Consider the following 25295-nt stretch of genomic DNA (forward strand, 5'->3'; position numbering starts at 1 on the left):
ATTATGGATCTTTTATTGCTATTTAAAGCAGCAATTATGGGATTGGTGGAAGGGATTACCGAATTTCTACCGATTTCAAGTACAGGACATTTGATTTTAACAGGTCAGCTGTTGGATTTCTGGACTGTTGAAAAACGGGATATGTTTGCGGTGGCTGTACAGATTGGTGCAATTGCAGCCGTGATCTATGAATATTGGGGTAAATTGTGGGGTGCACTGATTGGTGCATTAACGGGGCAAGAGCAAGGTCGCCGTTTAAGTCTGAATCTGATTATTGCCTCGATTCCAATTGTGATTATTGGTTTGACTTTCGGTGATGTGGTTAAGGCCTATTTATTTAATGCGATTACCGTTGCGATTGCCTTGATTATCGGTGGTTTTATTATTTTATGGGCGGAACGTCGTCCACATCAGATCGTCACTCAAGAAGTGGATGATCTGAGTTTTAAGCAAGCGATTTTAATTGGTTTGATTCAGTGTCTGGCTTTGATTCCTGGAACGTCTCGTTCCGGCTCGACTATTATTGGCTCATTGTTCTTAGGCGTATCGCGTAAAGCTGCGGCAGAGTTTTCCTTCTTTTTAGGGATTCCAGTGCTGATGGGCGCAGGCTTACTGGATATGTACAAGATGCGTCATGAGTTGCATAGCAATGATATGGCTGTATTAGGTGTAGGAATCATTGTTGCCTTTGTTTCTGCTTTGGTAGTGATTCGCGCTTTGATTCGCTATGTCTCTAAACATGATTTCACTGCATTTGCGTACTATCGTATTATCTTTGGTTTGTTTATTCTTGCAACATGGTGGACAGGTTGGGTGCATTGGTAATGCAAATGCGATGTTGGTATCCAGCGGAATATGAACAACCGTTTCAACAACTGCAAACCCGTTTGGCTGAACTAAATGTGCAGCTCAACGGGCAGGTAGTTGAAAAAATTAATGCACGTTTTTTACGTTTGAATCCTGACATGGCATTGATTTTGGATGAAGATGGGCTCAGTCTCGCTGCCAATGGCATGAAAATGCAGCCTGATTGGCGTGCTGAAATTCCTCGTCTGAAAAGAGCCAGTCTGAAATCAGAAATGATTGCCAGAGCCTGTCAGTTGGGTGAAAAACCAACCTTAATTGATGCCACCGCAGGTTTAGGTCACGACAGTTTATTGATGGCCCATCTGGGGGCGAATGTTCGTTTAGTTGAGCGCCATCCGATTCTGTTTATGCTATTGGAATATAGCAAAGCCAACGCTGAGCAAGATTCATTTTTACAAAGTTCTATGCAGCGAATTGAGCTGATTTATGCAGATTCCAATACCTATTTACAGCAATTAGCTCAGCAAGGCGAGCAGGTGGATGTGGTGTATTTAGATCCAATGTTTCCACAGCGTGATCAGAATCAACAAGCAGTCAAAAAGCAGGCACAAGTCAAAAAACAAATGCAATTGCTGCATATGTTGTTGCCTGAAGATGGCGAGATGGATTTAGGTGATCAGCTACTTCATTTGGCTCAACAGATTGCCAAACGTGTTATTGTGAAGCGTCCACGTCACGCAGTTTATCTGGCAGATCAAGCCCCTGATCATCAATGGTTAGGTGATGCCTGCCGTTTTGATGCATATTTTCCAAAAGGTCAAATTTGAATCAGAATTGAATGATTGTTTGGCTTGCGTCAATGCTCGGTAAAGATTTGTGATATAGTGCAAAAGCATGATTGCTAAAAAATTCTTGTCGAGCTTACACTACAGTCGCGCATCGCGTTTTTTAGGAAAAGTAATGCCCATTCAATGATTAGAATGGCATATTTTCAGTTTAGGCTTGAAAAGAGAAACTCCCGAAGAATTTTATGATAGACCTTAAACCCTCTATTAATATCTGGCATGATTTTAAAAGTAACCAAATTGCTGGAATGTGGTTGTTCCTCGGGTCTCGTCGTTCCTTACAGATCGTTCATCCCTCGATTACCCAACTCATTATTTGGGGAATTCTCGGAGGATGTACCAACTCTTTATATAGCTGGTTAGTCGCAGGCCAAGTTGGAGAGTTTAACTCCCAAGGTCTAATTGGTTATGCACTTTGGCCTTTCATTGCGCTCATTGTTGGTATTTTCCTTTCCCAACGCATGAACCAGCCGCGTCTGATGCTAGTACCTGCCTTGTTATGGTTGGTGTTGGATACCAATATTCTACTGTTGCAATGCATCATTCAGTATTTGGGCTCAAACGGCTATCTCAATTTTATTCCTGACAGTATTTATAACGGCTTCCTGCCCCCCTTATTTGTTGGACTGTTTGTTTGGCAAAGTTTGGCTGTGATCTGGGTTTTTTCACGTGCTTTAAACTGGCCGTGGTGGGAACGTGCTTTGGTTTTTGTCGCAACCATTGCCACTATGGTGGTTTGGCAACTTTCAGTGAAAGATCAGCCGATTTGGAAAGTGGAAGAAACTCCACCAAGCTTCGCTGAAGATGCTTTCTATGCACAGAGTCATTTGTTAGATAAAGCGCTGGATCAGATTCAATATGGGGATATCGCCAAAAGCCACTGGTATTTCATGGGTGTGGCAGGTGATAGCTATGTGGATGTATTTAAATCTGAAATCGAGCGTATAAGAGAACAGTTTGATACGCGTTTTGGAACCTTCGGGCGCTCGATTATGTTGATTAATAATCCAGCAACACGCTTAGATGTTCCAATTGCCTCTAAAACCAGTATGGAATTGGCTTTACGCCGTATTGGCCAGCAAATGAATCGGGATAGTGATGTCTTGTTTCTGTATATGACCTCGCATGGTGAGCGTAATCATTTTGAAATTGAAAATGCGCCCTTGGATTTAGGTCAAGTTGATCCAAAATGGTTAAGAGAAACACTAGATAAATCTGGAATTCGTTGGCGTGTGATTGTGATTTCAGCGTGTTATTCAGGTAGCTTTATTCCAGCATTACAATCACCAGATACTTTAATTATTACGGCTTCTGCTGCGGATAAAACCTCGTTTGGCTGTAATAATGAAGCGGATTATACTTATTTTGGTCGAGCGTTCTTTGATTTGGCAATGCGCGAACAATATTCAATGAAAACTGCATTTGAGCAAGCCAAGCAAACCGTGACTAAATGGGAAATTGCACAGGGGGTAGAACCTTCTGAGCCTCAGTGGGCAATTGGACGTAATATGGAACTGATGTTGCCACAGCTTGAGCCCTATTTATTTCCAACTCAGAATATCGCTTCAACAGATATAACCAAAACACAGGATGATGAACATGCAGCTACTGCAAAAAAACCGTTGTTTTGAGGGTGAGCAACGGATTTATCAGCTGGAATCTCAACATTTAAAGGGAAGCACTAAGGTCGGTGTTTATTTGCCTCCTGCTGCTTTAGCGGGGAAGCCTTGTTCAGCTTTGTTTTATCTTGCGGGACTGACTTGTACTGAAGAAACCTTTGCCATCAAAGCACATGCGCAACGAATGGCTGCTCGATTAAGTCTGATTTTGATTACGCCGGATACTTCTCCGCGTGGAGATGATGTGGCTCAAGGCGATCATTGGGATATTGGTCAGGGTGCTGGCTTTTATCTCAATGCAACGAAACAGCCTTGGGCAGAGCATTATCAGATGGAGTCCTATCTGGTTGATGAACTGTATGCACATGTCTTGCAAGAATTGCCTGTGATCGAAAACCAAATCGGTATTTTCGGGCATTCAATGGGTGGACATGGCGCGCTAACCTTAGCCTTTAAATACCCAGAGCAATTTAAATCGGTTTCAGCCTTTGCGCCAATTTGTGCACCAAGTATTTGTCCTTGGGGTGAAAAGGCATTCACCCAATATTTGGGTCCTGATCAACAACAATGGCTCGCACATGATGCGACGGCTTTGGTTCAGCAAAAGGGCAGTGTATTTGATGAAATTTTAATTGATCAAGGTTTGGATGATCAGTTCTATGCGCAATTGAACCCAGAAAAGTTTAAGCAAGCTTGTCTGGATGCAGGGCAACACCTGACTTTGCGCCAACACAAAGGCTATGATCACGGCTATTACTTCATTCAAAGTTTTATCGATGATCATTTACAGTTCCATGCGATTCAATTAGAAAAAAATTAACAACCGAAAGGTTCTGCTTAGGGGCTGTTGTTTGAGCCTATAACATAAGGCATAGCTGAAATGCCAACAGCCCCTAATTTGTTAGCGCATTATAATTTTACTAATTCGACTCTTCTGTTTTTTGCTTTACCTTCCTCACTCTCATTACTGGAAACCGGTTTGGTATCGCCAAAGCCTTGCGCCTTTAAACGAGATGGATCAATCCCTGCATCGGTCAATGCTTTGACAACAGTTTGTGCTCTTGCCTGAGAGAGTTTTAAATTATGTGCGGACTCGCCTGAGTTATCTGTATAGCCATTAATTTCAAGTTTTAGCGCATCATCACTTTTTAATAAGTTCAATATTTGGGTGATTTGTTCATGTGAATCTGCTAACAGTGTTGCTTTATCTGTTTCAAAGTTAATCTGTATATCAACTTTATTATTTTGATCTAAAGCGGCTTTTAACTGATTTGCCGACAGAGCTTGTGCGGTGATTTCTATAGGTCGGGTTTCTAAGACCAATAAACCCGCTGATAGTCCACTTTGAGTGATTTGAAACCAGATATCTCGATGATTCTGATGAATCACATAGCTTTGTGTCGGATTGTTATAAATATCCCCTAATCCATCCACATAAGCTACACCATATTTTTCTGAAAGTTGGGTGCTGAGTTCTGTCGGAATTTTACTGTCTGTAATTTTTTTGCCGCCTAAGCTGCCAATAACCGCATCCAAATTACGCTGTAGCTCCAAGAAGGAGGCTTGTTTGTTATTTTCTTCAGCATCGATCCGTCCATTGAAAAGTTTACCCTCAACTTTCTCAAGTTTGTCTCCGACCCAAAACTCCATTTGAGCGAAGTTTTCAGTAGATTGATGCGCAAAATGATAGCCTTTAGGGAGTTGAATAAATGGAAAATCTCCAAGTTCAACATTCGAAATCGGAATTTGATTGATATTGAAGCTATCGGTTTTTGTTTGTGCTTCAGCTGATTGATGTTCTGTAGTCGCGGCACTTGTCTCGGCTGCCTCTTGTTTTTCTGGTTTTTTACTACAACCGATGGTCGTTAGGCTGATGATTGCAGTCATTAGCATGACGGATGAAAATTTCTTATTCATATGCTTTCCCTATTTAAGGCATACATGATATCCAAAACAAAATACTATTTTTAATTTTAAGCGGACAGATCGAATTGAAATACTGATCTGCCTGCTGATTTAACACTTTTTTAATTTTTAACTATGCTGCCATTCAGCAACAAATTCCTGTTGTGCCATACGGTTTAAATGATCCAGTACCACCTGTTCTAGACGCGCTACATCTTCTTGTTGATTTTCAATCAGTACAGCCAAATGTTGTTCCTGTGGTGTAAGTGTCACCGTGGCCGTCGGCATAAAAATTTTTGAATGGGTTTCGGTTTCCAAGACTTCAAACTTATGTTTCCAATGGTTCAGTAAGCGCTTACTGATTCGTTTTCCTTCAGTGGTTGTGATTTGAGTCGTACTGTTCATGTTTTAGACATCCTCTTATTTCACTCCATACCATAGCAAAGCTGAGAAAAGATAAAAATAGTTCAGATGCAACGCGTTGTTGCAAGTTTGCAATGTCCTAATAATGACTTTGTAACAGACTTAAGTTCGCTAAATTTGCTATAATCCTTGCATTATTTTCTTAGAGTTTGCCAGGTCGTCCATGTCCAAGCCTTATTTAATTGCGCCTTCGATTTTATCTGCTGATTTTGCACGTTTAGGTGAAGACGTAGAGAAAGTTCTAGCTGCGGGCGCAGACGTTGTACATTTTGATGTGATGGACAACCACTATGTACCTAACCTGACTTTTGGTGCGGGGGTATGTAAGGCACTGAAAAACTATGGCATCAAAGCGCCGATTGATGTGCATCTAATGGTTTCACCTGTTGATCGTATGATCGGTGATTTCTTAGAAGCCGGTGCAGATATTATTACCTTCCACCCAGAAGCAACGGATCATATTGATCGCTCATTACAGTTGATTAAGGCCGGTGGCGCCAAAGCAGGCTTGGTGTTCAACCCAGCAACGCCATTGCACTATCTTGATTATGTATTGGATAAAGTTGACCAAATTTTGTTGATGAGTGTAAACCCAGGCTTTGGTGGGCAGAAATTTATTCCAATGACTTTGGAAAAGCTTCGTCAAGCACGCAAAATTATTGATGCCAGTGGTCGTGATATTCGTTTAGAAGTAGATGGCGGCGTAGGACCGGCCAATATTCGTGAAATCGCAGAAGCTGGTGCAGATATGTTTGTTGCAGGCTCAGCAATTTTTGGTCAGCCAGACTATAAAACCGTGATTGATCAAATGCGTGCAGAGTTGGCACAAGTTGGTGCAAAAGAAGTTTAGTATTTTCATTCTATTATTCACATAGTCTTGTGGATAACTTTGTTTATAACTCGGTGGATAACCGTGTTGATAACCAAGTGGATAAGATGTTGTTAAAATAAACAAAATGATTTCAGTTGTTTATATTGACAACAAAATGATGAAAAAAGGACAGTTTTCTGTCCTTTTTTTGTGCATTAACTTATTCATTTTGCTTTATTTTTGCTCATGCTTATTGATGTGCCGTTTAGCTTGATAAAACAGCAGTTAGGAGCGAGGTTTGGCTGGAATGATCGAAATTCAAACATAAAGATGATTGTGTATAACTGCAAAAGAAATTATCCTAGGAAGGTTAAGTTATTTTTTTGATGATTGGAATAAGGAACATAAGTGCAACTTCTTAAGCGATACAAACGTCTGTGGTTTGTATTCCTGATGATATTTTTCATCGGGGGAAGTGGTGTGGCTGTTGCCGCTGTTCAAGCGATTCAATCCGATCAAAATACTTCAACGGTTATGCCAAGCATGGCGTGTCACGATCAGCAAATGATGGATCAACATCATCAGATGCCAAGTTCGAAAAGTGACTCACTCAGTTCAGCACAGTGCCATGATGGGAAAATGCATAGCGATCAACATTGTCTGGACTGCAATAGTACCTCACATTGTCAAAGCATTAATTTAGGTTTGGATCAACATAGCCCAAGTCTAACGTCTTCGCCATTTTTAGAGTTGAGTACCCGTACCAATACGGATTATCAGGCTCGACACCTTGCTGGTTATTGGCAAGAGATTTTACGCCCTCCTAAAGCCTGATCTGTCTTTACTCGGCTCTTTCGATTCATGAACAGAGCAATTTGAAAAGCTAACAGATTAGGAAATTATCATGTCTTCAAAACTATATGCTGGTGTTGTCGCTAGCTTAAGCCTATTGTTTGCGCCTTATACTTTGGCTGCAATTAAAGAATATCATCTGAACATTAATGAAGGGATGGTGAATGTCACTGGCAAGCCCGTCAAACGCATTACCGTAAACGGTAAATTTATCGCCCCGCTCTTAGAGTTTGAAGAGGGTGATGAAGCGGTCATTCATGTGCATAACCAACTCAAAAATCAAGATACCTCTTTGCATTGGCATGGACTATTGTTGCCTGGATTGATGGATGGTGTACCAGGTTTTAATGGTTTCCAAGGGATTAAGCCGAATGGCAGTTTTGAATACCGCTTCAAAGTACGTCAAAACGGCACCTATTGGTATCACGCACATAGCAAAGGGCAGGAACAAGATGGTTTGTATGGCGCGTTGGTGATTTATCCAAAAGGCAAGCAACCTGTTGCTGCCCATGAAAAAGCTGAACGTGATTATGTGGTGATGTTGTCGGATTTCCATGAAACGGAAAGTGACAAGATCATGGCGAATTTGAAAAAGTCTGCTGAATACTACCAAAATCATCGTGAAACACTGGGTGATGTCTGGAAACAAGTTAAAACGCTGGGTTTAAAAGCCACGTGGCAAGACCGTTCCGCATGGAATCAGATGCGTATGGCCAAAACCGACATGGGCGATGTAGATGGCTACACCTTCTTGGTCAATGGTCAGACACCACAACAAAACTGGACTGGTGCTTTTAACGCGGGTGAAAAAGTACGTTTACGTTTTATCAATGCTTCAGCAATGTCTTTCTTTGATGTACGTATTCCCAACTTAAAAATGACGGTGGTCAGTGCCGATGGCCAGCCCGTGAAACCTGTTCCTGTGGATGAATTCCGTATTGGAACAGCCGAAACTTATGATGTATTGGTTGAGCCTAAACAAGCCCATTATCAGATTGAAGCAGAGTCGATTGACCGTACTGGCTTTGCTATTGGCTCACTGCACAATAGCATGACGCCCAATACCCAAAAGGTTCAGATTCCTAAAGCGCGTCCACGTGCCTTATTAACCATGGAAGATATGGGTATGGATCATGGTGCACATGGTCAAATGGATATGGGCAAGATGGATCATAGCCAGCATCAGATGCCGCAAGACATGGTGAAGACTGCAACAACTTCACAGCCCGCTATGGATCACAGTGCACATGGCCAAATGAATATGGCGGATATGGATCATAGCCAGCACCAGATGCCGCAAGATATGGCGAAGACTGCAACGACTTCGCCGCCTGCTATGGATCATGGTGCACATGCTCAAATGAACATGGCGAATATGGATCATAGCCAGCATCAGATGTCGCAAGATAAGGCGAAGACTGCAACGACTTCGCAGCCTGCTATGGATCACAGTGCACATGCTCAAATGGATATGAGCAATATGGACCATAGCCAGCATCAATCAGCTGCCACTACGACGGACACATCAAACACGGATACTGTGCAAGGCTGGGCCAATGCGGCAACGCCAGCAGGCCATAAAGCGTTAAGTTATGCAGATTTGCAATCTTTAAAGCCACAACCTGAAAGCTATAGCCGTCCAGCAGAACGTGAAGTGGTAATTCGTTTGGGTGGAACCATGGAACGTTATATCTGGACCATTGATGGCAAGAAATTTAGCGATCCTGATTTTAAGCCTTTAACCGTGCGTTATGGCGAGCGTATCCGACTCAAATTTGTCAATGACAGTATGATGGCGCATCCGATGCATTTACATGGCATGTTTATGCAGCTGGAAAATGGTCAGGCACCTCAAGATATGCCAAATAAACATACTCTGGTTGTACCACCAGGTAAGACGGTTACGGCTTTATTGACTGCGGATGAAATCGGTGAATGGGCGATCCATTGTCATCTGTTGTATCACATGAGTGCGGGCATGATGAGTAAGTTAATTGTCGCCAATGTGGATGACAGCAAAGCAGCACCAACAACACCAGTTCAGTCATCTCAAGGAGCGAGCCATGCACATCACTAAGCAATCTTCTAAGATGAAACGTTATACACAATTATTGGCGATTGGTGGCATTGTCTCTTCTTTCAGTGCATTGACCTATGCACATGAAGGACATGATCACTCGATGCAAATGGATATGTCGGCACAGCAAAACATGACAATGAATGCATCCATGCCGATGGACCATTCACAGCATCAAAGCCCAAGCATTTCCCCCCAGATGCAGAATCAAGATGGGCATGCTGAACATTATAAGGAACATGGTGGACAGATTTATCAGTCAACGCAGTTAGATACGCAATGGCTACTTGATGAAGATGGGCAAGGCACGCTTAAGTCCAAGTTAAAAACTTGGGTGGGAACTGATGAAAATAAATTATTCATCATCGCGGACTATGCCAAGGCCGAGTCAGAAAAATCGGAGCAAAGTCTGGCTGCGCTATACAGTCGGAATATTGCAGATTTCTGGGATGTACAAGCTGGGGTAAATTATCGCTATAACCCTGAACGTGAGGTGGATAAGGAACAATTTGAGGGTGTTGTTGGTTTTCACGGCATGGCGCAGTATTTCTTCGAAACCGATGCGCATCTGTATGTCGGACAAGACCAACAATGGCGCTTTGTGTTGGAAACAGAACGAGATTTGTTGCTGACTCAAAAGTTGATTCTGCAACCATATCTGGAAATGGAATGGGTACTGCGGGATGAATCCAAGTATGCTGCTAAAACAGGGCTTGCCGATGCAGAAGTGGGGGTTAAAACCCGCTATGAAATCGTCAAGAATCGAGTGATGCCTTTTATCGATGTTGGCTATGGTTATAGCAAAGGGCGTAAGGAAACCAATTGGCAAACCGCCAGTGACTCCAAAACAGGTTGGGTCTATGGTGCTGGTCTGTCGCTAAAGTTCTGATATTTTGTTTAAAATGTCATTTTTTCGAGATACTGTTGGTTTATACTGACAGTATCTTTTTTGAGTCATTCATGGTGCATAAATGGCTTTAGAACAACAAGACAATCCAATAATAGATAAACTAAACGCGTCGACTAACTTGCGAGAAAAATCTCAACGTGTGTCGGCTTCTCAGCTTGAGTTGATTCCTGCCGATGGCAGTATGAATGTGAGTTTTTACTATATCCCTCATATGAGTAGTGCTGTAGAAGAGCAGCGCGTAAGAAAAGCATTACTGCCTTTTTCAGATCAACTCATTGAACACTGTATTGATTTAGAAGCACGCCATTTAGCTCTCTATCATCAGGACTCGATTGCTGAGGTGACTGTCGCATTACAGCGCTTGAATCTCGGTGCGGAATTACAGCAAACCATGCCGCATTATGAACCGATGGAACTGGCGACCTCTAAACCACAAGTCGCTCAGAATAAAGATCAGCAGCAAGATGAAAATGTCTTAAGCCTGATTCAACAGTTCTTTTCAACTGCTTTAACGCGATTTAAGCAATGGATAAAAGCTTTAGGCAATAAATAGGATCAATAACATGCCGAGATGGATGTATGGCTTGCTAGTGATTGCACTCGGCTGGATGCTGTGGACAAAATGGATTAAGCCTACACCTGATATCAGTCAGATTACGACTCAGCAAGGGGTACAAGTTGTGGCCTTAGAAAATTATGAAGGCTCATTTCGTGTACTGTCGAGAGAAGACTATCATTTAGGGCGTGAAGCTGAGTTTTCTCCTATGGATATCGCCGTAGGCTGGGGTGAAATGGCCAATCCTCAGGTTTACAAACAGATTGATATTTCTCAAAGTAACCGCTGGTATCGTTGGTCTATTGATCATGAGCCACCCATTCCATTGCGGCAGATTGCAACACACAGTACCAATATGCATCTGGTTCCCGCCAATGCCACAATTGCAGCACAAATGAAAAAAATTAAACAAGAAGATTTGGTGTATTTAAAGGGTTCTCTGGTTGAGATTCAGGCCCAAGATGGCTGGCGCTGGAAGAGTTCTTTATCTCGAGAAGATACGGGCAATGGTGCATGTGAATTGATGCGGGTCGATCAGATTATCTGGCAATAATTTATTTTAATAGAACCAATGTCTTAGTGGTTTTAGATACAGAACAAATCACATAATTTTCATGTTTTACAGTACACTGCTGCACCTAGGAGGACGACCTCCCTCGAAAGAATCACGTTGGGACGACCCGACACTCGATAAAGTTGAGCGTAATAAAATGGCATGGGCAATTTTAATTTTGGCAGGTATTTTTGAAGTGATTTGGGCATATTCTATGAAGATGTCTGAAGGATTTACCAAGTTAACGCCAAGTATCGTGACCATTGTTTTCATGATTTTAAGTGTGGTATTACTTTCCATGTCGATGCGGACACTTCCACTTGGAACGGCCTATACCATTTGGACGGGAATCGGGGCAATAGGATCATTTGTTGTCGGTATTTTGATCTTGAATGAACCGATGACAGCTATGCGAATGATCGCAGCGGTATTAATCGTTTCAGGTCTTGTATTGATGAAGTTATCATCAAATTAATGATTGAGGAGAGCGTGATGCAACTGGTGTATATGTACATGGATTCTCCTGTGGGTGCATTAAAGCTGGTTGCTCATGATCAGGCACTGGTCGCCGTGATGTGGGACAATGAAGACCATAAACGGGTGCGGCTTTCTGAATTGATTGAAGATCGCCAGCATCCAATGCTGCATCGCGTCAAACAACAATTAGAACAATATTTTGCAGGGCAACGTCAGCAGTTTGATTTACCACTTGATTTTCAAGGCACTGTATTTCAGCAACAAGTCTGGCAGGCTTTATTGAGTATTCCTTATGGGGAAACACGTAGTTATAAAGAGATTGCTATTCAGTTAGGGAATGAAAAAGCGGTACGTGCTGTTGGAGCCGCCAATGGTAAGAATCCGATTTCGATTATTGCGCCGTGTCATCGGGTGATTGGTTCGAGTGGGGCTTTGGTGGGTTTTGCGGGTGGTTTGGATAAGAAGCAGATTTTACTCAGTTTAGAGCAAAGCCAAATTCCATAATCTGTAGTGTTAATACTCGATTTTCATTTCTTTTTGGAATAAGCTACTTAACAGATATGAATCGACATATTTTATGACTTGAACCGTAACTCAGTTATTAGCGAGGCGGTGTCTTGCTTAGTGTAATTCAATATTAGGAATAACCTTCGGTTCGAGTTACTTTGGTTTCGCCCAAAGTAACCAAAGGCATTGTCATCTACAAAACCTGTTCACTTGTTGCATTTGTTTTATCTATCGCAGAAACGGGATATTACAAATACCACGCAGGTTGTAGATGACCTTTCCAAGTCTCATATATAGGGTATGTATTCATTTTCTTTTTCATAACAAATTGAATGGAAGTTTAAAAATGGCTGTTGGTGACGTAACAATGCCACTTATGCATGTGGTGCAGGGTGTAAAAATTGGCTCAACTGAGGCGTATGTACGTTATCCAAATCGACGAGATTTAGTCATTTTTGAATTTGCCGAAGGCTCAAATGTTGCAGGGGTATTTACCCAAAGCGCTTTTGCAGCTGCGCCTGTTCAATTGAGTAAAAAGCATTTAACAGAAAATACCCCACGTTACTTGATTATCAATACGGGCAATGCCAATGCTGCAACAGGAACAGTTGGTTATAAAAATGCAGAAGCGACTTGTGCCAAGTTAGCTGAGTTAACCGGGGTTCAAGCCAATCAGATTTTACCCTTTTCAACTGGTGTGATTGGTGAGCAACTCCCGATTGAACGTTTAGCACAAGGCATTCAACCTGCATTAAATGATTTAAATGCAGATCGTTGGGCAGACGCGGCATCAGGCATCATGACCACAGATACCACACCAAAAGGTGCATCTGAACAGTTTGAGTTGGATGGTGTGACCTATACCATGACGGGAATCAGCAAAGGCGCAGGTATGATTCGTCCGAATATGGCGACCATGCTCAGCTTCGTTGCAACCGATGCCCCGATTAGTGCTGAATTGGTACAGCGTTTACTGCAAACCACGGTTGAGCATTCCTTTAACCGCATTACCATTGATGGTGATACCTCGACCAATGACTCTTGTATCTTTGTCGCAACGGGTCTAGCTGGCGGTGCTGAAATTCAGAGCCAAGACGATGCACGTTATCAACAAGTGCTCGATGTGCTTGCACGTATCATGAATCGTTTGGCGCAATTGATTGTGCGTGATGGCGAAGGGGCAACCAAGTTCATTACCGTTCAGGTGGAAGGCGGAGCCAATACCCAAGAATGTTGTGATGTGGCCTATAGCGTTGCTGAGTCACCGTTAATTAAAACGGCTTTATTCGCTTCAGATCCAAACTGGGGGCGTATTGTAATGGCGATTGGTAAGGCGGGCGTGCCAAACCTAGATAGCAGCAAAGTTCAAGTTTGGCTTGGTGATGTACAAATCTGCTTAGATGGTGGTGCAAACCCAGACTATACCGAAGAAGCGGGCGCAGCCGTCATGGCTGAGAAAGAAATTAGCATTCGTATTGACCTTGGTCGTGGTACAGCAAAAGATACGGTTTATACCTGTGACTTTTCTTACGACTATGTCAAAATTAATGCCGATTATCGCTCATAAATTTGCGTTATAATAAAGCCTCCACAGTGGGGCTTTTTTTATAAGCTAGTTTGTGGATGAGGTGATTTTTCCCAAATGATCACGCCATTACCCACGTTAAAAGTTTGCAGTGATGCAAGCACGCAGGATAGAGAAGACGTTTTATGAATGATGCGAATTTAATTGCGAACGAAGCCAAAAATATTGTGCAGGCGCATTTAGATCGTTTGGGCGAGCCAAAGGACAATAGCCTTAGCCCAGAAGTGAAACAAGAAAAGTTTGCCCAAATTGCAGCAGAGTTGAAAAAACGCAATGCAGTGCTTGTGGCTCACTATTACTGTGATCCGGAAGTGCAAGAGCTTGCCGAACTGACAGGTGGCTGTGTTTCTGATTCATTGGAAATGGCGCGTTTTGGTCGTGATCATCCTGCAACAACGCTTGTGGTGGCAGGCGTGAAGTTTATGGGCGAAACTTCAAAAATCTTATCCCCTGAAAAAACCGTGTTGATGCCAACCCTAGAAGCCACCTGTTCACTCGATTTGGGCTGTCCTGTCGATGAGTTCACTGCATTCTGTGATCAACACCCTGATCATACCGTGGTGGTTTATGCCAACACCTCAGCGGCTGTGAAAGCACGTGCCGATTGGGTGGTGACTTCAAGCTGTGCGGTAGAGATCATTGAGCACTTGGACAGTTTAGGTGAAAAAATTATTTGGGCACCAGATCAGCATTTAGGTCGCTATATTCAAAAGAAAACTGGCGCTGAAATGTTGTTGTGGGATGGTGCATGTATCGTGCATGAAGAGTTCCGTGCGCGTGGTATTGCACAAATGAAAGCACTTTACCCAGATGCTGCGGTATTGGTTCACCCTGAGTCACCTGAATCAGTGGTGGATATTGCAGATGCGGTGGGAAGTACCTCGCAATTGATTAAAGCAGCACAGACCTTGCCGCATAAACAAATGATCGTGGCAACAGATCGCGGCATTTTCTATAAAATGCAGCAAGCAGCGCCTGATAAAGAATTATTTGAAGCCCCAACTGCAGGTGAGGGGGCTACTTGTCGTTCATGTGCACATTGCCCGTGGATGGCAATGAACGAACTGGATGGTATTTTGCATGTATTACAGCACGCTGATCAAGAAATATACGTTGATCCAGCCCTAGCTGAACGTGCGAAATTACCCTTAGATCGAATGTTGAACTTTAGTGCTTCTTTGAAACGCTAAAATGTCTGAAAATGCTTGTTAAATATACATTTGATAAGGATTTATTAGTTTTTTGGAAAATAGGTGTTGACGTTCTAGGGCGTCGCGCCTAGAATGCACACCGTACCGCACGATGTGCGATACACTAAAAGCTGAAAAGAAATCGGAGCATAGCACAGCCTGGTAGTGCACCTGGTTTGGGACCAGGGGGTCGTAGGTTCGAATCCTACTGCTCCGACCATTTAAAATGTGTTGAAAAACATAGTTTTAAATATCGGCGAAGTATCGTGATAGTATTATCATCGTTATGCGCCTGTAGCTCAGTTGGATAGAGCATCCGCCTTCTAAGCGGATGGTCACAGGTTCGAATCCTGTCAGGCGCGCCATTTGGCAGCTTGGTATATAGAATCAAAGTTTTGATGGTGGATGTAGCTCAGTTGGTAGAGCCCTGGATTGTGATTCCAGTTGTCGCGGGTTCGAATCCCGTCATTCACCCCAATTTCGGAGCATAGCACAGCCTGGTAGTGCACCTGGTTTGGGACCAGGGGGTCGTAGGTTCGAATCCTACTGCTCCGACCATCATCTTAAAAGATGAGATAAAATACCGCTAAGTTAGCGGTTTTTTTACGTCTGGATTTTTTGAATTTAATAGCTTAAATTGAGTCCGTAGCCATAACTTGTTGAATACCAAGAAAGCAAAACTAATAAAAAAATAATTAAAATAATGAAGTAAAATATTGTTTTACTACCAACTTTTCTTAATGAAAATAAGTATCCGATGAGTCCACCCGAAAAGAGGCTTATCCAAGTAAATGTTCTTGCAATTATTAGAAAATCAGCACTACATCCTTCTCGACATCTCGATTGACCTGTATAAATTAAACTAAAAAACTGAGGTACAATAAAAATGATTATTGCAACTAAAGAAACCCCAGCTAGAACCCATAATGTATGTTTCATTACTTTACCTCGGCAAGAAAATCCTATTTATATTTTAAAATTTAATAGCTTAAGTTGAGTCCGTAGCCATAGGTCGAGGCGTACCACATTAAAAATATATGTGTAAGAAAAAATAAACTGAAATAGAAAAATAAAATTAATTTCTTTATTTTTTGAATCGCGTAGCAATAACTTAATGTAATTGTCGTAAGTATTACTCCCCAAAACCAATATTTGAGTATGGAAATAAACTCAGTACTGCATCCTTCTTTGCAGGGGATTTTTCCTGTAACAAAAACAAATGGGTCATATGAAAACTGCATAATTGTTAAAATAAATATTACCCCTACCATTGGGTATAGAATCTTTTTTATCATTGGACCTCAAATTTAATAACTTAGGTTTTTTCCATACCCATAATCTAGGCCGTACCATGTTGTTGCTATCCAAATGATTGAAAATAAAATTGCCCAGAAAAATATGCTTTTATATGAAATTTTTTTAAGACTCTTTAGATAGGCTAAAGCAGCTCCAAAGAAAATTGATATAAGAAATACCCACAAACAAAAATCATTGTATGCTCGACTACATCCCTCCCGACAGGTATCTCGATCAATAATAGCTAAATACAAATTAGGGACTATGATCATAAGAGAAAATGTCACTATGATTCCAATGCAAATATACAAAAACTTATTCATTCTTTTTTAGAGAGTCATCTATTTAATAGCTTAAATTGAGTCCGTAGCCATAACCTGTGCTGTACCAAACAATGACTAAATAAATCATTAAATAGAAGGCAAGAAAGGAATAAATATTTTTACGATTAACAGTTTTTTTTGCTAATAAATAACCAAGTGTGGGTGCTATGATTAAACTTATAAGGCCAAATACAAATACAAATTTCCTAAATGTTGGATCGCACCCTTCGGAACATACAGATGAATTAGGAATCATAAATTCATAGGTTAGAGGTAGCCCAAAAAAAATAATTACTACAAGGATGATACTTAAAATTGGATATATTATTTTTTTCACTATTTTACCTCAAAAAACCAAATTCTTTTAGATTTCCCTAAATCAGCATATAAATAGAATATTCTATTGATACCGAGTGTAAAGCGGAGCGTTGAGGCCCAATTGGGAGTTAGTGATTTCCCATTCCATAAATCTATATGTCCACCGCTTGCTGCATCTGCACTTTCATCATCGCGTTCCCAATACTCTCCGAAAAATATAATTCCTGTTTTACCTTTGATTTTTGATTGCCAATCTCTCCCAGTTATGACGATAGCAGGGCCAATCCCACAAACAGGTCTTGTTTGAAGCCAGACAGCCATCTCATTCGCTCTTGTTGCTGTCGCCTTATTGTTTAATACAATACGACCAAGCGTAGGTGCTTTTCCTTCAGGTTTAATATTGTTCTGAGAAAAAGTAGTCATCTTTACACCTACTTTATGCAAAGTCACGCTCATTCGAATTGCACATTGATTTTCAAACCCTTTCGGGGCTTGTCCATTAATGTTATAAGGTGGAGTTTTGTCACCATAGTAATTATCCCATAACTCTTTAAAGGTAATTGGAACGATTCCCACCATACTACAAGCCGCAACAGAGCCTCGTTTGGGATTTGTTTTAACTGTTCCCGATTGATTAACTGGCATCGCCACCACGCTTGGTGAGTGCTTCTTCACCTAAATAGAGCTTATAAGAAGCATGTCCCTCTGTTTCAATCCGTGGCAGTTTCCCATCAGCGCCAATTGTGCCTTGAAAGATTTTACCGTCAGCTGTTTCGATCAAGTAGGGCATACCTTCGGCAAAACTAAACTCAGCGGCAACTTGCTCATCAAAAACTTGAGGGCTGCTGGTATTGAGGAAGTTGCTAACAGCGGATGAACTATTCGTGCCTGTACCGATTCCGTTATCTCTCACCACAAGGCTTTGATTCGGGAAAAAAGTTGCACCGCAAGTGGCTTTGTCACCCGCCACAATAATTGTTCTCGTGCCTGCCATTAAAAAGCCTTTGCCTGAGGATTGAGCTGTAGCCATCACTTGGCATTTGGGGCAATAGTGCTTCATTCCTTCTACATGTGCTGGAATCCCTTCAATGAGAAAGGTGTGATCTGCCTCTTGTACTATGCCACCGTGGTCTGTATGACAACCTTTGGTGATGAGTGCCTTCATTATTTTATCCAGTAAATAATCTTCAGTTATTTAAAAAATTTGTTTTAATAAAACTAATAAATGGTTTATTTACTTGGTTTAGCTATTCAAAGTAAAGTGGAATGCAAACATTGTCCTGATGTGTTAAAGGAGAAAGTTTGAAGTGTTGATTGATGAGTCCATTCTGAGCCTTTTGCCAGTTTTAAATAGACATGAATGAATATTATTAGGAGGTGACTTATTGGCTTCTGAAAGATTGCATTTTTACTGCAAGGGCATTGCTTGATTTGGCTATTGCGCTTTGAGGATGATCCAGTTAAGTTGCTTATATTGATATGAATTGGTTAGACAACTACAACAGTATTTAAATGCCGTGTTCGGCATAATGCTTCCACTTTTTAAAAAGAAAAAACAGAGTATAGCGATGACAGAAACAGCTTTTGATTTTGTAATTATAGGTGGTGGTTCAGCAGGATCGGTACTGGCTGGGCGATTATCAGAAAATCCAAATATTTCGGTATGTTTATTAGAAGCTGGTGGTGATGGCAACAGTTGGTTGGTGAATACACCTTCAGCAGCAGTGATTAGTATTCCGACTAAAATTAATAACTGGGCTTTAGAAACCATTCCCCAAAAAGGCCTAAACGGCCGAAAAGGCTATCAACCGCGAGGTAAGTGCTTAGGTGGAAGTTCTGCCATCAATGCAATGGTGTATATCCGTGGGCATCGCAGTGACTACGATCATTGGGCTGCTTTGGGTAATGCGGGATGGTCTTATGACGATGTTTTGCCATATTTTATAAAATCAGAGCATAACGAGCGCATTCGTAATGAATATCATGGACAGCATGGTCCACTTAATGTCAGTGAATTACGTTCAGGTAACCCTTATCAAAAAACTTTTGTTGAAGCTGCGAAGCAGGTGAATTATCCGCTAAATGATGACTTCAATGGCGCAGAACAAGAAGGACTCGGTGTTTATCAGGTCACGCAAAAAAATGGTGAACGTTGGAGTGCTGCCCGTGGTTATTTATTTCCTCATTTAGGCCAGCGCACCAATCTACATGTGATTACCAAAGCCTTGGTGTCGAAAATTGTGATTGAAAATGGTCGTGCTGTTGGGGTCGAATATAAACACAATGGACAAAGCACGGTTGTTCGTGCCAAGAAGGAAGTCTTATTGTCAGCAGGGGCATTCCAGTCACCACAAGTCTTGATGCTATCTGGTATTGGACCACGTCAAGAGCTTGAAAAGCACGGTATTGCTGTCGTTAAAGATTTGGCCGGTGTGGGTGAAAACCTGCATGACCATCCAGACTTTATTTTTGCTTATAAGACCAAGCAAATGGAGGGAACCTTTGGGGTGTCAGTGGGTGGAAGCCTAGATCTAGTCAAGCAGATTGGTCGTTATCGTAAAGAGCGTCGCGGTTTGATCACCACCAATTTTGCTGAGTGTGGTGGTTTCTTAAAAACTCGTCCTGAGCTGGATAAGCCAAATCTACAACTGCATTTCGTGATTGCGGTGGTGGATAACCATGCGCGCACCATGCATATGGGACACGGGATTTCATGCCACGTCTGTTTGTTGAATCCGCGTGCGCGTGGTTCAGTCAAACTCAGTGGTAAACATGTGGATGATCCATTGCTGATTGACTTTAAATTCCTTGAGGATGAACAAGATCTTCAGGATATGGTCGATGGTTATAAAGTCACGCAAAAGTTAATGAACGCACCCGCTTTAAGTGAAAAAATTAAAGAGGATATGTTTACCGCCAATGTGCAGTCTGATGATGAAATTCGTGAGATTTTGCGCCAACGTGTCGATACGGTGTATCACCCAGTCGGCAGTTGTAAAATGGGTGTGGATGAGATGGCCGTGGTTGATCCTGAACTGAAAGTCTATGGTGTCGAAGGGTTGCGCGTGGTTGATGCCTCAATTATGCCAACCGTGGTCAATGGTAATACCAATGCACCGACCATTATGATTGCTGAAAAAGCGGTGGACTTAATTCGTCAAACGTGGAAGTAAACTTAAACGATCAGTAATTGGAGCTAAGCTAGCAATATCTTAGCTCTTTTCATTTTCAGCGTTGTTGCGTGGCGTTTCCAGCATACGCGGAAAGGTGAAGTTATAATTTTCCAGTGCATAGCGAAACAATTGAGCAGGGCGCTTGCCGACAATTTTTTGCTGTCCCGTTTCTTCAACTGCACCTGCTTCCTGCATACGCCGTCTGAATGATTTTTTTTCTAATGTATGACCTAAAATAATTTCATAAATGGTTTGTAATTCGGTCAGGGTAAAAAGCTCAGGCATGAGACTGGTGGGTAGAGCGGTGTAACGGGTTTTATTGCCAAGGCGATCATAAGCGAGTTGGAGTAGCTGTTGATGATCAAAAGCTAAATCCAGCTGTAATGCCTGATCGATTGGAAGCCATTGACTATGCTCAGTGGTGTGACTTGCTTGAATTTCGAATTTGTCAAAATCAATCAGGGCAAAATATAAAGCGGTAATGGACCAGCCGCGTGGATCACGATGTTGATTGCCAATGGTTTCGACTTGTTCTAGGTAAGGGGAATGAATCCCTGTTTTTTCAAGTAGTTTGCGGTGTGCCGTTGCCATTAAGTCTGGGTCGGTTTTTAAATCGACAAAGCCACCCGGTAGCGCCCATTTGCCTTTTTCGGGAAAGTTGGAGCGCTGAATCATTAAGACTTGTAATTGACCTTTTGCCACAGAAAAAATTGCCATATCGACCGTAAACAGTGGGGTGTCATAGTCTGTTTTTTGGTAGTGGGCAAGGTATTCCTGTTCGGACGTATAGGTCATTTGGTGTTATCTCATGGATGAGTGAATCAAGTATAAAGGTTTTTATAGATTTGAATGTGCTGTTTATAAATGAAAAAACAGTTTAGCTTGTTTCGGCATAGCAACATTCGTCATCGAGAAATCAAAACTTTTGTGTATTGGCAATTGCATACTTTTGGGGATAAGGCCTAAGCAAAAACTGTTCATTGCTGCGGTTAGTTGATGCTGCATCCTGAGCCCAGTTCAAAATAGCATTCTGAATTTCGTGCAAGATTGTTAAATGGGCGGCATTCATGCCGCCTGTCATGATGTAACGTAGATGAACTGCAAATTAGAGGTCTTGATATTGCTTAGACCAATCTCTCCCGAATTTGATCGAGCGAGCATTCTCTTAACAATTGACCATTTTCAAATACTGTTTGCAGTGCCCCCATCTTCTCCTGTTCAAAGCTTTGTTGATCAAAGAGCTCAAAACCATTTTCGGTTTGTTCAACCCGTAATAAGCCCTTGGCTGATTTTTTAACACCCGAGTCGGTCACTGGATCTTTAAACAGTTCGCGACCGACGCCATTGACCTGCCCCCACGTGGCTTTTACAGCAAAACCAAAGCTATCGCGAGTCAAATAGTTATAGGTATAGCTGCCAATTCCAAAAACCAGATTGTTGGAAGCAAAGCCTTTGGCTTCCAGACCTTTTAAGATATTTTGTGCACGTTCTAGGGTAATTGAGTCACCATAGATTAAGCCAACACGCTCATTCAGTACTTTATAGCCTTGCGTTGTTTCTGTGCCGCCAAAAATCTCCCATAAACATTGCACTGCACCTTTATAAGCAGGACTATCTCGCTCAGCATCAGGATCGCCGCAGATAATTTTCACGGGATCACCTGAGTCAGGGCGAAACACCACTTTGGCGAGTCCGAGGGCATTCGGTTGGCGTTTTAAAATCTCTGCTTTTAATTCCACGCTAAACTCGGTAATCACACGCCAGAAATCCCAAGTATCTGAAACGATACTGACTACCCCAGCAGGATAAAGCCCACAGATCAGGCGTCTAAAGGTTTCGATTTCACTTTCTTCACTGCCCATACACATCACACTGTGTTCTGTTGCAGGCACTGAAACACCGATGACACCAGTGGCGTTATAATATTCTTCAGCATAGTCAATTGATGCAACTGAATCGGTACCGATAAAACTGGTCAAGTGCCCCACGCCTGATTGGGCTGCATCATAGATCCCACTCATCCCACGGCTACTAAAATCATGGCCTTGAACAGCAACAAAGTCTAAAGGTGCACCTGTTTTTTCTGCATATTGGGTCAACAAGCGTTTGTATTCATAGGCAATGCTGGCGGTGGTACAGCTTTTCCAGAGTTCGGCACTGAGCACGGTTTCAATATAGTTGGTTAACCAAAAGAAATTCGGATCAGTATTGATGATGGTCAATACTGGTACTTTGATATTGACGCGGCTACCTTCTGGCAAGGCTTTAATTTTTAATGGTAAATAACCAAGATCGTGCAAGGCTTCGATGTGCTCGACGGGCACAGCACCTTCACCTAAAGCGTTGTCCATACGGCGTTTATAGGCTGCCACCACTTTGGCTTTAGCTTGATTGAAGAAGCCTTCATTCCAAGTTTCAATCAGAAAGTGTTTGATAAAGCCTTGCAGACCAAAGAACACAATCTTGTCATCAAAGTCAGGCAGCATTTTGGCTAAACGTGATGAACGCGGGGTAAAGTTGGCATAGACGTATTCAGTTCCCACTGGATACTGGCGACGGTGGTCTGCTTTATAGAAATCAATTGCATTGAGTGGGTTAATTTTAATACTCATTTTTATCGGCCTTTTGCTTTAATCTTGATTTTGAAAATTGATGATATTGAGTTTGCTTGCTTCTGCTTGTGGCAGGCTATTGCTGGTAAAGAGCTGATCGACCAAGCCATCAAATACCGCGAGACCTTTGCTAAAAATGCCATGGGTGACATACAAAATAATGTTTTGGCAATTTAGGCTGCGTAGTTGTTTGGCAATACCAATAAAGGTGGCACCACCATCGCAAATATCATCGGTGATCACGGCTGTTTTTCCTGTCAAATCAGGGCTATCCACCGCCGTTGTTCTAATTTTGCCAGTGCTTGGATCACGTTTCTTTTCACAGTGAATCACTTCAATGGTCTGTTGGCGTTGCGGATTGATGCCGTTTGCAATCGCTTGGGTGCGTTGTGTTGCGCCTGCATCAGGGCAGATCAATACCGTATTGTCGGCGCTTAAAATCTGCATCAATGCTGGGCTTTTCTGGATAATCTCAATCGGTTCGATATTGATCACCGTTTGGAAGCTGGTATTTTTGCGTAACAGCTCAAGCGTCACTGGGCTATGACAATCCCACACCACAATTTTCTGACGTTGTCCCACAAATTTTTCGCTATTGCTATTCAATAGCTTGGTCATTAAATCTAGAGAGAAGGCCTGACCTTGTGCACAGATACGGTCTTGACGTGCATAGGGAAAATAAGGGATTTCCACCGAAAGGCGAGTGCCTTGTTCTAGTAACACATTTTCCAATAATAGATAATCCATCACATCTGTACTGTTCTGAAGTGAGGCTTTGATCTGCGTGTCAGCTTGTAATTGGTTCAATAACTCAGGTTGTAGTTGAATATGACGTTCACCACCTGAAAACTGCAAAAACTCGATGGGAACATTGGCTTGAGCTGTCATAAGTTGAATCGTCATTTTTAATTTCTCTTTTATAGTGGCTTAGAGCCAGTAAATATATAGTGTCATAAAGACACTATTAAATGCAAGGTTTAAATTTGATTGTTTTAATAAAAATAGGGAAGCAATTTAGAAAAATAGATTCATCTATTTGAAGTTAAAAGAGAATAATTTTTAAACTTTTTTTGAATCAATTGAGCGATTTTAAAATACATTATTTGCTGACTTTATTGCTGCGATATATTGATATTTAGGTCATAGTTTTTGACAATTATCCTTGTCAGGATTGAGTCATGTGTTGTTTGCTTGGTACAGCAACGGGTCAAAGTGCTAAAAGCGAACAATGGGAATAAAACAAAAAGGAAAGCATCCTATGAAATCTCTGATTTGTCATAACGCTGAGTTAAAACTGGAAGACAGTCTTCAATTGGTTCCTGCAAAGGGGCAAGTCTTACTTGAAGTGGTACGTTGTGGTATCTGTGGTTCTGATTTACACATGCAACATCACTGCGATCATATGCATGATTTGGCAGCGCGAGTTGGCTTTAATGGGGTGGCAAAGTCCTCGGATAAATTGGTTTTCGGGCATGAGTTCTGCGGCAAAGTCTTGGATTACGGCCCAAAAACACGACGTAAATTGAAAGCGGATACTTTGGTTTGTGCTATGCCTTTATTAAATGTCGATCCACAAGGCTATGTTCCGACGGGGCTATCGCCAAGTGCTTCAGGTGGTTATGCAGAACAGGTCTTGGTGCAATCCAGTCTGATGTTTGAAGTGCCCAATGGTCTAGATGCAGACAGTGCTGCACTGACTGAGCCGATGGCTGTTGCCTTACATGCGGTACGTCGTAGTCGAATCAAGAAAAATGAGCCAGCGATTGTGATTGGCTGTGGCCCCGTCGGTTTGGGTGTGATTATTATGCTCAAAGCAGCGGGTGTCAAAACCGTAGTCGCCAGTGATTTTTCACCGAATCGCCGTCGCTTGGCCGAGCAGTGTGGTGCAGATATCTTGATTGACCCTAAACAGCAATCGCCATTTAGCAGTTGGAAAGAGCTTGGCTTATTAGGCAATGTCTCAGAAGCGATTAATATGGGCATGGGGATTTTTGATAAGGTTCAGACCTACTCATTACCGTGGGTGAATGCCATGCGTGTCGGAGATAAACTCGGGTTATTGCCAAAACGTCCAGTGATTTTTGAGTGTGTGGGTGTGGCTGGGATTATGCAGCAGATATTGGAAGGTGCACCGCTGTTCTCACGTATTGTCGGAGTGGGGGTGTGTATGCAAAGCGACAAGATTGAACCTGCGTTGGCGATTAATAAGGAATTGGAAATCCAGTATGTATTGGGTTATACCCCACTTGAGTTCCGTGACACGCTGCATATGATTGCAGAAGGCAAAGTGGATTGTTCGCCATTGATTACAGGTGTGGTCGGTTTGGAAGGCGTCGGCAATGCCTTTGAGGCACTGCGCGATCCAGAGCAACATGCCAAGATTCTGATTGATCCAAAACGTGCAGGTTCAACGATTGAACTGATCAAGCCTTAATATCCAAGATTTTAAAAAGCCG

At 42.1% G+C, this 25295-nt stretch carries 24 protein-coding genes and 4 tRNA genes; 20 read left to right on the forward strand and 8 right to left on the reverse strand.

Translation table 11 applies throughout. The features are described from left to right. Positions 1-3 precede the first annotated feature (3 nt). The 4 genes from F885_RS19115 (at position 4) to fghA (ending at position 4091) form a co-directional block, all read left to right on the forward strand. Entirely contained in the window at positions 4-825 is an 822-nt protein-coding gene (locus F885_RS19115; RefSeq protein ID WP_005312359.1) for an undecaprenyl-diphosphate phosphatase, read from the forward strand. Further along, positions 825-1634 (forward strand): class I SAM-dependent methyltransferase, encoded by an 810-nt coding sequence (locus F885_RS19110; protein WP_005312362.1) that lies wholly within the window; start codon positions 825-827, stop codon positions 1632-1634. Before F885_RS19115 ends, F885_RS19110 begins: the two co-directional genes overlap by 1 nt. Positions 1635-1837: 203 nt before the next feature. Beyond that, positions 1838-3283, forward strand: a complete 1446-nt coding sequence (locus F885_RS19105) for a C13 family peptidase (RefSeq protein ID WP_005312364.1) — start codon at positions 1838-1840, stop codon at positions 3281-3283. Further along, on the forward strand, positions 3252-4091 hold the full coding sequence (fghA, locus tag F885_RS19100) for an S-formylglutathione hydrolase (RefSeq protein ID WP_005312367.1): 840 nt from the start codon (positions 3252-3254) through the stop codon (positions 4089-4091). Before F885_RS19105 ends, fghA begins: the two co-directional genes overlap by 32 nt. An 89-nt stretch (positions 4092-4180) precedes the next feature. Here the strand turns inward: fghA and F885_RS19095 are convergent, their stop codons facing one another. Together F885_RS19095 and F885_RS19090 are read right to left on the reverse strand one after the other, a co-directional pair. Beyond that, complete coding sequence (locus F885_RS19095) at positions 4181-5188, reverse strand: OmpA family protein (protein ID WP_005312369.1); 1008 nt, start codon at positions 5186-5188, stop codon at positions 4181-4183. Between the two features lie 117 nt (positions 5189-5305). Continuing rightward, the gene (locus F885_RS19090; RefSeq protein WP_004655547.1) at positions 5306-5581 is read right to left on the reverse strand and encodes a DUF2218 domain-containing protein; all 276 of its coding nucleotides are present in this window, start codon (positions 5579-5581) and stop codon (positions 5306-5308) included. Between the two features lie 181 nt (positions 5582-5762). On the opposite strand from F885_RS19090, the gene rpe reads away from it, so the two are divergent. The 14 genes from rpe to F885_RS19025 all read left to right on the forward strand — a co-directional run bounded on the left by rpe (position 5763) and on the right by F885_RS19025 (position 15675). Next, complete coding sequence (gene rpe, locus F885_RS19085; RefSeq protein WP_004804570.1) at positions 5763-6449, forward strand: ribulose-phosphate 3-epimerase; 687 nt, start codon at positions 5763-5765, stop codon at positions 6447-6449. Positions 6450-6818: 369 nt separating this feature from the next. Next, positions 6819-7244 (forward strand): hypothetical protein, encoded by a 426-nt coding sequence (locus F885_RS19080; protein ID WP_005312373.1) that lies wholly within the window; start codon positions 6819-6821, stop codon positions 7242-7244. 70 nt (positions 7245-7314) lie between these two features. Further along, positions 7315-9339, forward strand: a complete 2025-nt coding sequence (locus F885_RS19075) for a multicopper oxidase domain-containing protein (protein WP_005312376.1) — start codon at positions 7315-7317, stop codon at positions 9337-9339. Beyond that, positions 9326-10228 (forward strand): copper resistance protein B, encoded by a 903-nt coding sequence (locus tag F885_RS19070; RefSeq protein WP_005312380.1) that lies wholly within the window; start codon positions 9326-9328, stop codon positions 10226-10228. The genes F885_RS19075 and F885_RS19070 overlap by 14 nt, the downstream gene beginning before the upstream one ends. Before the next feature lie 82 nt (positions 10229-10310). Beyond that, positions 10311-10802, forward strand: a complete 492-nt coding sequence (locus F885_RS19065) for a hypothetical protein (protein WP_005312382.1) — start codon at positions 10311-10313, stop codon at positions 10800-10802. Between the two features lie 10 nt (positions 10803-10812). Beyond that, on the forward strand, positions 10813-11358 hold the full coding sequence (locus tag F885_RS19060; RefSeq protein ID WP_005312384.1) for a hypothetical protein: 546 nt from the start codon (positions 10813-10815) through the stop codon (positions 11356-11358). Positions 11359-11515: 157 nt separating this feature from the next. Beyond that, complete coding sequence (locus F885_RS0120000) at positions 11516-11833, forward strand: DMT family transporter (protein ID WP_004655532.1); 318 nt, start codon at positions 11516-11518, stop codon at positions 11831-11833. A 17-nt stretch (positions 11834-11850) separates the two neighbouring features. Beyond that, positions 11851-12339, forward strand: coding sequence for a methylated-DNA--[protein]-cysteine S-methyltransferase (locus F885_RS19055; RefSeq protein WP_005312387.1), 489 nt, complete (start codon positions 11851-11853; stop codon positions 12337-12339). Between the two features lie 349 nt (positions 12340-12688). Beyond that, a complete protein-coding gene (argJ, locus tag F885_RS19050) occupies positions 12689-13909 on the forward strand; it encodes a bifunctional glutamate N-acetyltransferase/amino-acid acetyltransferase ArgJ (protein WP_005312390.1) in 1221 nt (406 codons plus the stop codon). Between the two features lie 143 nt (positions 13910-14052). Further along, on the forward strand, positions 14053-15117 hold the full coding sequence (gene nadA, locus F885_RS19045; protein ID WP_005312391.1) for a quinolinate synthase NadA: 1065 nt from the start codon (positions 14053-14055) through the stop codon (positions 15115-15117). Between the two features lie 143 nt (positions 15118-15260). After that, positions 15261-15337 (forward strand) — tRNA-Pro (locus tag F885_RS19040). A 68-nt stretch (positions 15338-15405) separates the two neighbouring features. Continuing rightward, a tRNA-Arg gene (locus F885_RS19035) sits at positions 15406-15482 on the forward strand. 36 nt (positions 15483-15518) lie between these two features. Continuing rightward, a tRNA-His gene (locus tag F885_RS19030) sits at positions 15519-15594 on the forward strand. A 4-nt stretch (positions 15595-15598) separates the two neighbouring features. Further along, positions 15599-15675 (forward strand) — tRNA-Pro (locus F885_RS19025). Between the two features lie 66 nt (positions 15676-15741). On the opposite strand, the gene F885_RS20965 is transcribed toward F885_RS19025, so the two are convergent. From F885_RS20965 to F885_RS19015, 3 genes are all read right to left on the reverse strand, one after another. Continuing rightward, positions 15742-16056 (reverse strand): hypothetical protein, encoded by a 315-nt coding sequence (locus F885_RS20965; protein ID WP_005312393.1) that lies wholly within the window; start codon positions 16054-16056, stop codon positions 15742-15744. A 1016-nt stretch (positions 16057-17072) separates the two neighbouring features. Next, the gene (locus F885_RS19020; RefSeq protein WP_005312397.1) at positions 17073-17699 is read right to left on the reverse strand and encodes a type VI secretion system amidase effector protein Tae4; all 627 of its coding nucleotides are present in this window, start codon (positions 17697-17699) and stop codon (positions 17073-17075) included. Beyond that, entirely contained in the window at positions 17689-18219 is a 531-nt protein-coding gene (locus tag F885_RS19015; RefSeq protein WP_005312399.1) for a PAAR domain-containing protein, read from the reverse strand. Before F885_RS19015 ends, F885_RS19020 begins: the two co-directional genes overlap by 11 nt. A gap of 403 nt (positions 18220-18622) precedes the next feature. Here F885_RS19015 and F885_RS19010 point away from each other — a divergent pair, with 403 nt between their 5' ends. Beyond that, positions 18623-20227 (forward strand): GMC family oxidoreductase, encoded by a 1605-nt coding sequence (locus F885_RS19010; protein ID WP_005312401.1) that lies wholly within the window; start codon positions 18623-18625, stop codon positions 20225-20227. A gap of 39 nt (positions 20228-20266) precedes the next feature. Here F885_RS19010 and ntrR read toward each other — a convergent pair whose 3' ends face one another. The 3 genes from ntrR to F885_RS18995 form a co-directional block, all read right to left on the reverse strand. Continuing rightward, positions 20267-21022: an ADPR responsive transcriptional repressor NtrR gene (ntrR, locus tag F885_RS19005; protein ID WP_005312404.1), complete on the reverse strand. Its 756-nt coding sequence runs from the start codon at positions 21020-21022 to the stop codon at positions 20267-20269. Between the two features lie 329 nt (positions 21023-21351). Then, entirely contained in the window at positions 21352-22839 is a 1488-nt protein-coding gene (locus F885_RS19000) for a nicotinate phosphoribosyltransferase (RefSeq protein WP_005312405.1), read from the reverse strand. Positions 22840-22857: 18 nt separating this feature from the next. Further along, positions 22858-23742, reverse strand: a complete 885-nt coding sequence (locus F885_RS18995; RefSeq protein WP_005312408.1) for a phosphoribosyltransferase family protein — start codon at positions 23740-23742, stop codon at positions 22858-22860. A 355-nt stretch (positions 23743-24097) separates the two neighbouring features. Between F885_RS18995 and F885_RS18990 the strand changes: the two genes are divergently transcribed. Further along, positions 24098-25273, forward strand: a complete 1176-nt coding sequence (locus F885_RS18990; RefSeq protein ID WP_005205683.1) for a zinc-binding dehydrogenase — start codon at positions 24098-24100, stop codon at positions 25271-25273. Positions 25274-25295 lie beyond the last annotated feature (22 nt).

Source organism: Acinetobacter higginsii, assembly GCF_000369845.1.
Taxonomy (GTDB): Bacteria; Pseudomonadota; Gammaproteobacteria; order Pseudomonadales; family Moraxellaceae; genus Acinetobacter; species Acinetobacter higginsii.